Annotated in this window: 11 protein-coding genes; 5 read left to right on the top strand and 6 right to left on the bottom strand. The window is 66.6% G+C overall.

Annotated elements, in window-relative coordinates; translation table 11 throughout:
- Positions 1-3: 3 nt before the first annotated feature.
- A complete protein-coding gene (locus tag KYE46_RS05290; protein WP_219003974.1) occupies positions 4-480 on the top strand; it encodes a hypothetical protein in 477 nt (158 codons plus the stop codon).
- Here the strand turns inward: KYE46_RS05290 and KYE46_RS05295 are convergent.
- From KYE46_RS05295 to KYE46_RS05305, 3 genes are all read right to left on the bottom strand, one after another.
- Positions 477-1,304 (bottom strand): NAD-dependent epimerase/dehydratase family protein, encoded by an 828-nt coding sequence (locus tag KYE46_RS05295; protein ID WP_219003975.1) that lies wholly within the window; start codon positions 1,302-1,304, stop codon positions 477-479. The two genes, KYE46_RS05290 and KYE46_RS05295, sit on opposite strands and share 4 nt — an antisense overlap.
- A gap of 11 nt (positions 1,305-1,315) precedes the next feature.
- Positions 1,316-2,533, bottom strand: a complete 1,218-nt coding sequence (locus KYE46_RS05300; RefSeq protein WP_219003976.1) for an NAD(P)/FAD-dependent oxidoreductase — start codon at positions 2,531-2,533, stop codon at positions 1,316-1,318.
- A 122-nt stretch (positions 2,534-2,655) separates the two neighbouring features.
- Positions 2,656-3,135 carry an Lrp/AsnC family transcriptional regulator gene (locus KYE46_RS05305; RefSeq protein ID WP_219003977.1) on the bottom strand — a complete coding sequence of 160 codons (480 nt, stop codon included), beginning with the start codon at positions 3,133-3,135 and terminating at the stop codon, positions 2,656-2,658.
- A gap of 123 nt (positions 3,136-3,258) precedes the next feature.
- Between KYE46_RS05305 and putA the strand changes: the two genes are divergently transcribed.
- Positions 3,259-6,666: a bifunctional proline dehydrogenase/L-glutamate gamma-semialdehyde dehydrogenase PutA gene (gene putA / locus KYE46_RS05310; protein ID WP_219003978.1), complete on the top strand. Its 3,408-nt coding sequence runs from the start codon at positions 3,259-3,261 to the stop codon at positions 6,664-6,666.
- A gap of 2 nt (positions 6,667-6,668) precedes the next feature.
- On the opposite strand, the gene KYE46_RS05315 is transcribed toward putA, so the two are convergent.
- From KYE46_RS05315 to KYE46_RS05325, 3 genes are read right to left on the bottom strand one after another with little or no spacing between them, the layout of a single operon-like run.
- Entirely contained in the window at positions 6,669-7,721 is a 1,053-nt protein-coding gene (locus KYE46_RS05315) for an ABC transporter substrate-binding protein (RefSeq protein WP_219003980.1), read from the bottom strand.
- Complete coding sequence (locus tag KYE46_RS05320; protein WP_219003981.1) at positions 7,691-9,079, bottom strand: sensor histidine kinase N-terminal domain-containing protein; 1,389 nt, start codon at positions 9,077-9,079, stop codon at positions 7,691-7,693. The genes KYE46_RS05315 and KYE46_RS05320 overlap by 31 nt, the downstream gene beginning before the upstream one ends.
- Positions 9,076-9,735, bottom strand: a complete 660-nt coding sequence (locus tag KYE46_RS05325) for a response regulator transcription factor (protein ID WP_219003982.1) — start codon at positions 9,733-9,735, stop codon at positions 9,076-9,078. The genes KYE46_RS05320 and KYE46_RS05325 overlap by 4 nt, the downstream gene beginning before the upstream one ends.
- Before the next feature lie 99 nt (positions 9,736-9,834).
- Between KYE46_RS05325 and KYE46_RS05330 the strand changes: the two genes are divergently transcribed.
- The 3 genes from KYE46_RS05330 (at position 9,835) to KYE46_RS05340 (ending at position 12,949) form a co-directional block, all read left to right on the top strand.
- The gene (locus KYE46_RS05330) at positions 9,835-10,809 is read left to right on the top strand and encodes a tripartite tricarboxylate transporter substrate binding protein (RefSeq protein ID WP_219003983.1); all 975 of its coding nucleotides are present in this window, start codon (positions 9,835-9,837) and stop codon (positions 10,807-10,809) included.
- A gap of 109 nt (positions 10,810-10,918) precedes the next feature.
- Positions 10,919-11,410, top strand: a complete 492-nt coding sequence (locus KYE46_RS05335; protein ID WP_219003984.1) for a tripartite tricarboxylate transporter TctB family protein — start codon at positions 10,919-10,921, stop codon at positions 11,408-11,410.
- A 12-nt stretch (positions 11,411-11,422) separates the two neighbouring features.
- Positions 11,423-12,949: a tripartite tricarboxylate transporter permease gene (locus KYE46_RS05340; protein ID WP_219003985.1), complete on the top strand. Its 1,527-nt coding sequence runs from the start codon at positions 11,423-11,425 to the stop codon at positions 12,947-12,949.
- Positions 12,950-12,961: the final 12 nt, after the last annotated feature.

Consider the following 12,961-nt stretch of genomic DNA (forward strand, 5'->3'; position numbering starts at 1 on the left):
ACCGTGAGCGACAGAAACGACCTCGCCGTCACGATTTATCAATCCGTACTCGATGGGTACGGCGACGCAATTAATCTTAATGAATTCAACCGTTATTTGCCCTTTTTCGAACTTCCCCATGTCTTTGAAACTTTTGAAGGCCGTGTGACGATCGAGACCGCAGAACAGCTGCGCCGCGTGTTCGACAGCTTGCAGACGAACATGTCCGTCAGCGGCGTACGCAACCTCGAGCGCACCTGCGCCATGGCGCAATTCGATGGACCCGAGACCATCAAGGGGGTCCACGACACCAACTGGCGCGACGCGTCAGGCACGGTGAAGGAATCCTACACCGGCCTTTGTACGCTGCGTCGTAGCGACAATCAGTGGCGCGTCGCGGAAAGCCAGTTTGCCGAGGAAGATACCTGCCGGCCGACGTTGGTCCTGCGGGATCTGATGCAGGACCATCCGTCGCTGAAGTTCAGGAAGACGATCGTTTAGTCGTCGCCTTTGGCCGCGGCGGCTGCCCCACCTTTACCAAGAGGCACCGGGCCGAAGGGGCCCCCGTGGACCATCTGCGCGAGGTCCGTGGGGTCTCCTGCGCCTTCCTGCGCAAGGATTTCCTCGGCGAACTGCTCGGCATTGTCCTGCGGTTTGTAGCCGAGGAACGCCGCCTTGGAATTGTCCACCGGCGCGCGGTCGTTGGCCGAGACGCCGTAGATCACCGCGAAGCCCGTGGTCGGCGTGTCGATGGCACGCTCCACCAGCCGCACGAGGTCGCCGTCGCTCAGCCATGTCCCGAGCGCACGGGCGTTCTTGACCGGCGCGCAGGAGAGGATGCGCAGATGCACGCTCTCGATGCCGCGCTTTTCCCAGTACATCCGGCCCAGATCCTCGGTGAAGCACTTGGCGAGGCCATAGAAGGTGTCGGGGCGGTGCTCGGCGTCGATGCCGATGAACGACTGGCGCGGGTGCATGCCCACGGCATGGATCGAGGAGGCATAGACGATCCGCCGCGCGCCCGCTTTCTGGGCGCTTTCCCAGACGTTGTAGGAGCCGATGAAATTCGGCCCCAGAAGCTCCTCGAAGGGGCCCTCGTCGACGATGGCGCCGAAGTGCACCACCATTTCGACCCCGTCCATCAGCGCGGCGATGGCGTCATAGCTCGCGAGGTCGGCCTTCACGTAGCTCTCGTTCTCGGCCAGCCCGTCGATGCTCTCGACGATGTCGGTGCTCACCAGCGTCTTGCACATGGCGGCCAGCGCGGGCCGGAGGATGGAGCCGCAGCGGCCAGCGGCGCCGGTCAGGACGATTTTTTCAAGCATGTTTTTGCCTCTCAGATTACAGCGGTCTCGATGATCGGAGCATTGCGCATGACCCTCTCGTAGGAGAAGGCGCTCATGTCCAGCGTGCGGTATTCACCGTGGGTCAGCCACTCGGCGGTGGCGCGCCCCATGGCGGGGGATTGTTGCAGCCCGTGGCCGGAAAAGCCGTTGAGGAAGACGAAGTTCTCCACGTCCGGATGCGGGCCGAGGATGGCGTTGTGATCGAGCGTATTGACCGCGTAGTGCCCGGTCCATTCCGAGATCACCTTCACCGCCTCGAAGGCAGGGATGCGGGTCGCCAGCACCGGCCAGATGTGGTTTTCCCACAGGCTGTGATCCATGGCGAAATCCTCGGGGTCGGCCGCCGGATCGATCTCCGCATGGCCGCCCGCCTGATAGGTGCCGCCCCCGTTCTCACGGCAATGCACGCCCGAGGGGTCGATGGTCAGCGGCAGGTCACGGTCCAGCGGGGTCTCGGCCTTGAAGACCCAAGAATAGCGCTTGCGCGGCTCGACCGGCACCTCGATGCCCGCCATCTTCGCGGTGCGTGCGGCGCGGGGGCCGGAGGCGTTGACGACCTGCCCGCAGGCGATGACCTCGCCGGTTTTCAGGGTCACACTGGCGATGCGTGTACCCTCGCGGGTCATCGCGACCACCTCGTTGGCGACATATTCCACGCCGCGCTCGCGGGCCTGACGCTTCCACCAATCGAAGACGGCGGCACCGTCCCAATAGCCCTCGTCCACCGTGTTGATCGAGCCGAGCACGATGTCGTCGACGTTGTAGAAGGGGTAGGCCTCCTTGATCTCTGCGGCGCTCAGAAGGCGCGTCGCGGCGCCCGCGCGATGCTGCACCTCGATGTTGCGGCGCAGCACCTCGGCGAAAGCCTCGGTATCGGCGAGGTAGAGATACCCGAAAGAGCGGATCGACAGTTCGGGGATGCGCTCGTCATTGCCCATGCGCGCGCGGATGTTCTTCACGAAATCGGCGGCGAACTGGCTGATGTGCACGTTCAACTCGGTCGAGAACTGCTGCCGCATGCAGCTGTTGGTATGGGCGGTGGAGCACATCTCGTAACTCGGGTCGCGCTCCACGACGAGGACGGAGCCGTTGAAATCCGGGTTCTCCGTCAGCCACCATGCCGTGCTCGAGCCCATGATCGCGCCGCCGACGATCACCACGTCATAGCTGCTGCGCGTGGGGGTCGTGTCGAATGCTGTCTTCACCATACGCGTTCTCCGAAATGTTGCGAATGCTGTCGGACCGGTGCGCGCACGGTCCCCGCCGCGCACGCTTACGCGCCCGAAGCGCGAACGCAAGCTTTGTGAAACGGCGCGCGGGGGGAGGGGCCTCAGGCGAGCCCGTTTTCGTCCTTCACCGCCTCCATCGACACATGGGTCGAGGTCGCCGCGACATGGGGCAGGCGGCTGATCACTTCCCCCAGGACGAGGCGATAATCGGCGATGTCGGTCGAGCGCACCTTCAGCAGGTAATCGAAGGAACCGGCAATCATGTGGCACTGCTCGATCTCGGGCACGGCACGGGCGGCGGTGTTGAAATCGCGCAAGGCAGGCTCTCGCGTATCGCTCAACCGGACCTCGACGAAGGCCACATGGGCAAGGCCAAGCCGCACCGGATCAAGGATCGCGCGGAAGCCCTGGATATAGCCCTGCTCCTGCAGGCGCTTCATCCGGGTCTGGCAGGGCGTCTTGGACAGGCCCACGCGGGTGGCCAGTTCCGTGACCGGGATGCGCCCGTCGGTGGCCAGCACACGAAGGATTCGCATGTCGGCGGGGTCAAGTTCGCTGACTTTCGGGATCGAAATAGGCATGCTGGACGGGTTCCGGGCTAACTTTGGTCCGAATCTGTAACACGCGCCCCTTCATTGGGCAATTTGCCCATGCCGGGGGTGATATGTGGGGTTATTACACCCCTGCGCCGGAGTTTGCGTGCCATGTCTGACCTCTCCTCGTTTCGCCGAAAAATCTCATCCGCCTACCTTGAAGACGACGCCGCCGCGCTGGCCCGTCTGACGGCGGCGCATCCCATCGATGCCGCCACGCGCGCGGCCGCCGTGGAGCGCGCGACGCGCATGGTGGCCGAGATCCGGGCAGAGGATCGCGGCGGGCTGATGGAGGTCTTCCTCGCCGAATACGGCCTGTCGACCGCCGAGGGGCTGGCCCTGATGCGTCTGGCCGAGGCGCTCTTGCGGGTGCCCGACGACGCCACCGTCGACGCGCTGATCGAGGACAAGATCGTCCCCGCCGAATGGTCCGGCCACCGGGGCAAATCGAAATCCGGGCTGGTGAATGCCTCGACGCTTGCGCTGATGCTGACGGGCGCGGTTCTGTCGGACGAGGACGGGGCCGGCATCGCCGGCACGCTGAAGGGCGCGGTCAAGCGTCTGGGCGAGCCGGTGATCCGCGCCGCCACCCGCCGCGCGATGAAGGAGATGGGCAACCAGTTCGTTCTGGGCGAAACCATCGCCGAGGCGGTGAAGCGCGGCCGCGACCGGGCGGCGCAGGGCTATACCTTCTCCTACGACATGTTGGGCGAGGCGGCCGTCACCGCCGAAGAAGCCGCGACCTTCCACGCCGCCTACGCCAATTCCATCGCCTACCTCGCCAAGCACGCCACCCGCGCCGACATCCGCGAGAACCCCGGCATCTCGGTGAAGCTCTCGGCCCTGCATCCGCGCTACGAGGAAGCCAAGCGCGACCGCATCCTGACCGAACTGGTGCCCCGCGTGCTGGAACTGGCGCAGGCCGCGAAGGCCGCGCAGATGGGCTTCAACATCGACGCGGAAGAGGCCGACCGGCTGGAGCTGTCTCTCGACGTGATCGAGGCGGTCCTCTCCGATCCCTCGCTGGCCGGATGGGACGGTTTCGGCGTTGTGGTGCAGGCCTATGGCAAGCGCAGCGCGCCGGTGATCGACTGGCTCCACGCGCTGGCCAAGAAGCATGACCGCCGCATCATGGTGCGGCTGGTCAAGGGCGCCTACTGGGATACCGAGATCAAGCGCGCGCAAGTGGCGGGCCTGCCGGGTTTCCCGGTCTTCACCGCCAAGGCGGCCACCGATGTCAGCTACCTGAGCTGCGCCCGCCAGCTTCTGGACATGACGGACCGCATCTATCCGCAGTTCGCCACCCACAACGCCCATACCGTCGCCGCCGTGATCGAGATGGCCGACGACCCGCAGGCCTTCGAGTTCCAGCGCCTCCACGGCATGGGCGAAGCCCTCCACGATCAGGTGCATCGCGGCAACGGCACCCGCTGCCGGATCTACGCGCCCGTCGGCGCGCACCGCGATCTTCTGGCCTATCTCGTGCGCCGCCTGCTGGAGAACGGGGCGAATTCCTCGTTCGTGCACAAGATCATGGACGAAGCGACACCGCCCGAGGCGGTCGCCGAGGATCCTTTCGTCACGCTCGAAGGCACCGCCACTCCGGTGACCCTCCCGGTGGACCTCTACGCGCCCGAGCGGCCCAACTCCCACGGCGTGGACCTCGCCGATCCCGCGACCCTCGCGGCGCTCGATGCGGCCCGCGCGCCGTTCCGGGAAGCGCAATGGGAGGCCGGCGATGGCGCAGGGCCGGAGTTGGACATCACCAATCCCGCAGACCCTTCCGATGTCGTGGGCCGCGTGCGCCTCTCGACGAAAGAGGACGCCGACAAGGCGGTTGCCACGGCCGCACCATGGGACGCGGCGAACCGGGCCGAGGTGCTCAACAAGGCGGCCGACCTCTACGAGGAACACACGGCCGAGCTCTTCGCCCTCTTGGCGCGCGAGGCCGGCAAGACGCTCCCCGATTGCGAGGCGGAACTGCGCGAAGCCGTCGATTTCCTGCGCTACTACGCGGCGCAAATCGAGGGCCTGACCCATCCCGCCCTCGGTCGCGTGACCTGCATCAGCCCATGGAATTTCCCGCTCGCCATCTTCACCGGCCAGATCGCCGCCGCCCTTGCCGCAGGCAACGCGGTGCTGGCCAAGCCGGCCGAGGCCACGCCGCTGATCGCCGCGCGGGCCACCGAATTGCTGCATGAAGCCGGCGTGCCGAAGCAGGCGCTCCAGCTCCTGCCGGGCGAGGGCGCGACCATCGGCGCCGCGCTCACCAGCGACGCCCGGATCGACGGCGTGGCCTTCACCGGCTCCACCGCCACGGCGCAGGCGATCCACCGCGCGATGGCGGCAAACCTCGCGCCCTCCGCGCCGCTGATCGCCGAGACCGGCGGCATCAACGCGATGATCGTGGACAGCACGGCGCTGCCGGAACAGGCGGTGAAGGACGTCATCATGTCGGCTTTCCGCTCGGCCGGGCAGCGCTGCTCGGCCCTGCGCTGCCTCTACGTGCAGGAGGATATCGCTCCGGCCTTTATGAAGGCGCTCTACGGCGCGATGGACGAGATGTCGCTTGGCAATGCCTGGCCGGTGGCCACGGACATCGGGCCGGTCATCGACACCCGCGCCAAGGCTGGCATCGTGGAGCATATCGAGGCCGCCCGCGCCGAGGGCCGCGTCCTGCACGAGGGCACGCCGCCCAAGGACGGCACCTTCGTCGCGCCGACGGCAATTCGGGTCTCCTCCATTGCGGACATCGAGGAAGAGATCTTCGGCCCCGTGCTTCACCTCGCGACCTACAAGGCGCGCGAGCTGGACCGCGTCGTCGACGAGATCAACGCCACGGGCTACGGCCTGACCTTCGGGCTGCACTCGCGCATCGATGACCGCGTGTCGGACCTGACCTCGCGGATCATGGCCGGCAACCTCTACGTGAACCGCAACCAGATCGGGGCCATCGTGGGCAGCCAGCCGTTTGGCGGGCAGGGGCTTTCCGGCACCGGTCCCAAGGCGGGCGGTCCCTCCTACGTGCCGCGCTTCTGTCGGCCGCCGCAGGGCTCCGGCGTTTCCGGCACAGCCTCCGAGCTTGAGGCCGCGGCCCATGACACCCGCGTCGCCGTGCCCGCGTCGCGGACCCTCTCGGTGGTGGATCTTCCCGGACCGACCGGCGAGTCCAACCGTCTGACGACGCACCCGAGGGGCCGCGTCCTGTGCCTCGGCCCGGGAGAGGAGGCCGCCCGTGCCCAAGCGCAGGCCACCACGGCCATGGGCTGCGCGCCTGTCCTCGCCCCGGATCTGGACCCCGCGGCGCTGGCGGAACTCCCGCCGTTCGATGCGGTCATCTATTGGGGCGAGGGTGAGGCCGCGCGGGAATACCGCGTCGCTCTCGCGGATCTCGACGGGCCGATCGTGCCCTTCATCATGGACGCCGACCCGAAGCCCCGGCTGATCCTCGAGCGGCACACCTGCATCGACACCACGGCCGCAGGGGGGAACGCGGCGCTGCTGGCGGCGGTGGCCTGAGCCTATTGCTCCATCGCCGCGTCCCATTCCGCCAGAAAGCTTTCGCGGTTGAGACGGTCGAGATAGACCATCAGGGCCGGTCCCAGACGGATCGGCCCGAAGGGTGAGCCATCGGTATCGCCGCGCGTCTGCAACGGCGGCAGCACCGGCGTGGCGGTGGATTGGCCCATGCCCTCCAGCAGCAGCGCGTCCAGCATCGCGCCCGCCGCCTCCACTTCCGTGGCGCTGACCGGGATCAGGGCCGTGCGCAGCATCACGTTGACGAAATCCTCCAGCGGCAGGATCGAGACCCCCTCCACCCGCGTGATCCGTTGCGCCGCATAGGAACCTAGCACGTTATAGGCCAGCGCAAGCTCGCCATTGGCCACGGCGTCGATCATCTGCCCCGAGCAGCAATAGAGCTGCGTGCCGAGCCGTCCCATCACCTCCGTCAGCCGCCAATAGGCGTCCGAAGACCGCGCCTCCTGCGTCGCGAACAGGTACCCGAGGCCCGAGACGGAGGGATCGTAGGTGCCCAGACGCCCGCCGAAGCGCTCGGAATTGTCGCGCAGCAAGGTGACCAGCTCGGCCCGGGTGCGGGGCAGGGGGAGGCCCTCAAACGCGCGATCATTGATGACGATGACCGCGGATTCGGCGGTGAAGGCGAAAAGCTGGTCGTTCCACTTGGCCCAACCCGGCAGCGCCACGGTCGCGCCGCTCGTCCGGGTGCGGGCGTAGCCGTCGTTTGCAAGCGCGAACTGCAGGTCCATCGCCGAGGACAGCACAAGGTCAAATGCCGCCCCACCCCGGATCGCGCGGTTCACCTCGGCCGAGGAGGCAACGACATAGTCGATCCCCACCTCCGGGTTATCCGCCTGAAATCGCGCCAGAAACGGCTCGAACACCACGAGGTCGGCGGTCGAGAGGATGCGCAGGACCGCCGTGCCCGTGCCCGGATAGACCCGCCGATCCTCGATCTCGAAATCCTGCGCCGCCAGCGCCTGCGCCATCAGCAAGCTCGCGAAGGCCGCGAGGCAGAGACGCGCTAGATCGCGGGCAAGATCAACCGTACGCATGCGCCCCCTCCTTGTGCTTTTTCCATTTTCAGCCGTCCGCCATGGGCGCGGATCGCCTCTTCCGCGATGGTCAGGCCAAGCCCCGATCCGACGATGCCTTCTACCTTGTCGCCCCGGCGAAACCGTTCGGTCAGATGGGTGGCGGGGCCGCTGCCAAAGCCCGGCCCCTCGTCCCGCACGCAGACCCGCGCCTCACCGCCCGATCTGGCCACGTCCACACGCACGATCGTCTCGGCGGGGGAGTACTTGATCGCATTGTCCAGCACGTTGCGCAGCGCGTTCTGCAACAGGATCGCATCGCCCTCCACCGTCACCTCCGAGAGCGTCAGGGCAATGTCGATGTCCTTCATCTCCGCGGTGGGCCGCAGGGCCTCGGCCACGGCGCTGGTGAGCGCGGGCAAATCCAGCGGCTCACGCGCGAGGTCATCGGCGCGGAACGACACCATCGCGTGATCCAGCAACTGCGACGCCGAGCGCGAGGAATCGTCCACCGCGCGGATCACCCGGCGCAGGGTCTGTTTCTGGGCCTCTTCCTCCACCGAATGCAGCGCGATCTCGGCCTGGGTGCGCACGATGGCCAGCGGCGTCCGGACCCGGTGCGCGGCTTCGGCGATGAAATCCTCGGAGCGTCGGATCGAAGCGCCTAGCCGCTCCATCAACCGGTTGAGCGCGCGCACCAGAGGCATCAGTTCCGGCGGGCCCCGGCGGCGCAGCGGGCGCAGGTCCGAAGGGCCGCGCGTGGCGACATGCTGCGCCATGGTGTTGAGCGGCATCAGAGAGCTGCGCACCGCGTAGGCGGACATGCCCACGGCCAGAAGGAACACCACGACCGACAGCACCGCCGCCTGCCGCGACAGGCCCGCCGCGATCCCCTGCACGCCGTCGCGGGTCTGCGCGACCGTCACGGTCACCGGCACCGCCTCTCCATTGCTGAGGATCACCCGCATCACCGACACCGCGCGGACCGGGGTATCGCGGTAATCGAGCGTGGCGAAACGCGGCGCGCCCGGCGTCACCTCCGGTCCCTCCAGATCGGCGTAACCCGTCAGCACCTCGTCTCCGGCGGCGACCCGGTAGAACACCCGGTCCTCGCTGATCGCGCCAAGCATCGAGAACGCCGCGTAGGGCAGCTCCAGCCGGACCTGCCCGCCTTCCGAGCGCAGGGTCTCGGCAATCGAGGTGGCCGACGCCGCAAGGATGTTGTCCTGCGTGCGCCCGGCCGCCTCCAGCGCGAAACTTGTGACCATGCCCCATGAAATCAGCGCCAGCGAGGCCACGATCGCGGCGAGAAACAACGTGAGTTTCCGGGCGATCGACCAATTGGGGCGGAACCCGAGGGCGCGGGTGAACTGGCTCACGGCAACATCCGGTAACCCGCCCCGCGCACGGTTTCGATCTTCACGCCGACCCCGTCGAGCTTGCGGCGCAGGCGGCCCACGTAGACCTCGATCGCGTTCTCGGTGACATCGGCATCATGGGAAAACAGCCGGTCCATCAGCTGCGATTTCGACAGGATATGGCCGGGGTTGCGGGCAAAGACCTCCAGCAGTCGGAGTTCCCGATTGCGCAGGTCCAGCACCGCATCGCCCGCGCGCAGGGTGCCCGCGGTGGGGTCGAAGATGGCATCCCGAAGCGCAACCTCGTTCTTCGCGGCCCCGCCCCGGCGCCGCAACACGGCCCGGCACCGGGCCTCCAGCTCGCTGAAGTCGAAGGGCTTGGTGATGTAATCATCCGCGCCTTGGTCCAGCGCGCCGACACGGTCACTGATCTGGCTGCGCGCGGTCAGCACGATGACCGGCGTCTGCAACCGGTCGCGCCAATGGGCCAGACGGTCTCGACCGTCGCCATCGGGCAGCATCACGTCGAGCAGAATCAAATCATATTCCGCCACCGCAAGGCAGTCCTCCGCCTCCGACAGCGTGCCTGCATGGTCCACGGCATGGCCATCGAGGCCCAGTCTCTGGACCACGGAATCCGCTAATTCTGCATTGTCTTCAACGAGTAAGAACCGCATTCGCACGGGTCTCCCTTCATGTCAGGCTTGTGTCAGCTTTGTCTGCCACCCTCTAGCAATGGGCGGCAGACGACTGCCTGTCAAATGGGAGGAATACCAATGAAACTATCGCGTCGGGTCATGATGACCGCGGCCGCCGCAATGGTGGCCATGTCCGGTGCAGCACAGGCCGATGGCCACCAGGTGCTGGACGAAATCCACTTCCTGATCCCCGGCGGCGCCGGTGGCGGTTGGGACGGCACGGCCCGCGGCACGGGCGAGGCGCTGACCAACGCGGGCCTCGTCGGGTCGGCATCCTACGAGAACATGTCCGGTGGCGGCGGTGGCGTGGCAATCGCCCACATGATCGAGAACGCCGACAGCATGGGCAACACGATGATGGTGAACTCCACCCCCATCGTCATCCGCTCGCTGACGGGCGTCTTCCCGCAGTCCTTCCGTGATCTGACCCTGATCGCGGGGACCATCGGCGACTACGCGGCGCTGGTTGTGCCGGCTGACAGCGAATTGACCTCCATGGCCGATCTGGTTGCCGCCTATCAGGCCGACGCCAACTCCTTCGCGATCGGCGGCGGCTCGGTTCCGGGCGGCATGGACCACCTCGTGGCGGCCATGGCGATGGAAGCGGCGGGCGAGGATCCCACCGGCTTCAACTACATCCCCTATGACGCGGGCGGTGCCGCCATGGCAGGCCTTCTGTCCGGCGAAATCCAGGCCCTGTCGACCGGTTATTCCGAGGCCGTGACCCTCGCCGATCAGGGCGAAGTGCGTATCCTTGGCGTGACCGCCCCCGAGCGTGTCGAGGGCTCCGACGCGCCCACGATGATGGAGCAGGGCATCGACGTGGAATTCGTCAACTGGCGCGGCTTCTTCGCGGCGCCGGGTCTCGACGATGAGACCGTCGGCAAGATGCGTGACGCCCTCGCGGCCATGTATGACACGCCCGAGTGGGAAGAGGTGCGTGCGCGCAACGGTTGGGTGAACATCCACAACCCCGGCGACGATTTCGAAGCCTTCCTCGAGAACCAGGAGCAGCAGATCGGTGATCTGATGCGCACCCTGGGCTTCCTGTAAACGCGACCGCGCGGGCGGGGTGATCCCCGTCCTTGCAACAAGGCCGCCCCCGACTCTCGGAGAGGGGGGCGGCCAACCAACAAGAAACTCACCTTGGGAGGGGGACACCATGGCGCTTGATCGCTGGATCGCGCTGATATTCGTGGGCATGTGTTGCGCCTACGGCTACGCCGCATTCTTCACGATGGACCAACTCCTGCCGCCGTTCATGCAGCGCAACCCGGTCTGGCCGTCGACATTCCCGAAAGTGCTGGCCGTGGCCGGCATCATCGTCGGGCTCGTCGTCGTCCTCGGGCTGGAAAAGCAGTCCGACGAGAAAGAGCCCTCGGCCACCGATATCAATTACCGCCGTCTGCAGGATTACAACACCGGACAGGCCATCGGTCTGCTGGTCCTGATGGTTGCCTATGCGCTGGCGCTCCGGCCCGTGGGGTTCATCGCGGCGACGACGCTGTTCCTGATCGTCGGCAGCTTCCTCCTTGGTGAGCGCAAGTTCCACGTCATGATCCCGGTCTCGGCCGTGGCGACCTTCATCGTCTGGTACCTCGTGCAAGAGGTTCTCGGCATCTTCCTGCGGCCCTGGCCGTTCTTCCTCGCATAAGGGATCTGACCAATGCTCGAAGGACTCATGATCGGCCTGCAAACGGCCATCAACCCGTTCAACCTCGGTATGGTCATCTTCGGCTGTATCATCGGCACCTTCATCGGCATGTTGCCGGGCCTCGGCCCGATGTCGATCATCGCGATCATGATCCCGGTGGCGATCACGCTCGGCGATCCGACCGCGGCGCTGATCCTGCTGGCGGGCGTCTATTATGGCGCGATCTTCGGCGGCTCGACCTCCTCGATCCTGCTCAACGCGCCGGGGGTCGCGGGCACCGTGGCCACCAGTTTCGACGGCTATCCGATGGCGCGCAAGGGGCAGGCCGGCAAGGCGCTGACCATCGCCGCGATCTCGTCCTTCATGGGCGGCACCATCGGGGCGATCCTGCTGATGATCTTCGCGCCGATGCTGTCGTCGGTGGCGCTGCTGTTCCACTCGGCCGAGTATTTCGCGCTCATGGTCGTGGGCCTCTCCGCCATCGCGGCCTTCGCGGGCACAGGGCAGGTGGGCAAGGCGGTGATGATGACCATCCTCGGCCTGATGATGGCCACCGTGGGCGAGGGCGCGCTGGCCGCCATGCCGCGCTTCACCGCCGGCATCCTCGACCTGCAGTCGGGCTTCTCCTTCATCACGCTGGCCATGGCGATGTTCGCCCTGCCCGAGGCGCTGTTCCTCGTGATGAACCCGATGCGCTCGGCGCAGGGCTCGGGCGATGACCAGTCCGGCAAGATCGACAACCTGCGCATCAACCGCACCGAGGCCCGCGCCATCGCGCCGGTCATCGGTCGGCAATCGGTGCAGGGCTTCTTCATCGGCGTGCTGCCGGGGGCAGGGGCCACCATCGCCTCGTTCCTTGGCTACGCGGTGGAGCGCAACCTCGCCACCAAGGAGGAGCAGAAGGAATTCGGCAAGGGCTCCGTCAAGGGCCTCGCCGCGCCCGAGACGGCCAACAACGCCGCCTGCACCGGCTCCTTCGTGCCGCTCCTGACCCTCGGCATCCCCGGCTCCGGCACCACGGCGATCCTTCTGGGCGCGCTGATCGCGCTCAACGTGACCCCCGGCCCGCGCCTGATGGTCGACGAGCCGCAGGTCTTCTGGGCCGTCATCATCTCGATGTACATCGGCAACCTCGTCCTGCTGGTTCTGAACCTGCCGCTGATCCCGTACATCGCCAAGATCCTCGCGATCCCGCGCAACTACCTGATCCCCTTCATCCTTTTCTTCACCCTGATGGGCGCCTACATCGGCCAGAACAACGCGACCGAATTGCTGATCCTCGTGGGCTTCGGGGTCATCGCCACGATCCTACGCTTCGCCGACTACCCGCTCGCGCCGCTGCTGATCGGCTTCATCCTCGGCACCATGCTGGAGGACAACTTCTCGCGCTCCATGCAGCTCTATGGCGGCCTCGACTTCATCCTCGAGCGTCCCATGACCCTCGGCCTGCTGGTGCTCGCCGCCCTGCTGGTGATGCTGCCAACCTTCCGCGCGGCGCGGGCGCGCAACCGGGCGAAAGGCGTGGCCGATGGGGATTGAGGCTCAACCGCC

The organism is Gymnodinialimonas ceratoperidinii, assembly GCF_019297855.1.
Lineage (GTDB): Bacteria > Pseudomonadota > Alphaproteobacteria > Rhodobacterales > Rhodobacteraceae > Gymnodinialimonas > Gymnodinialimonas ceratoperidinii.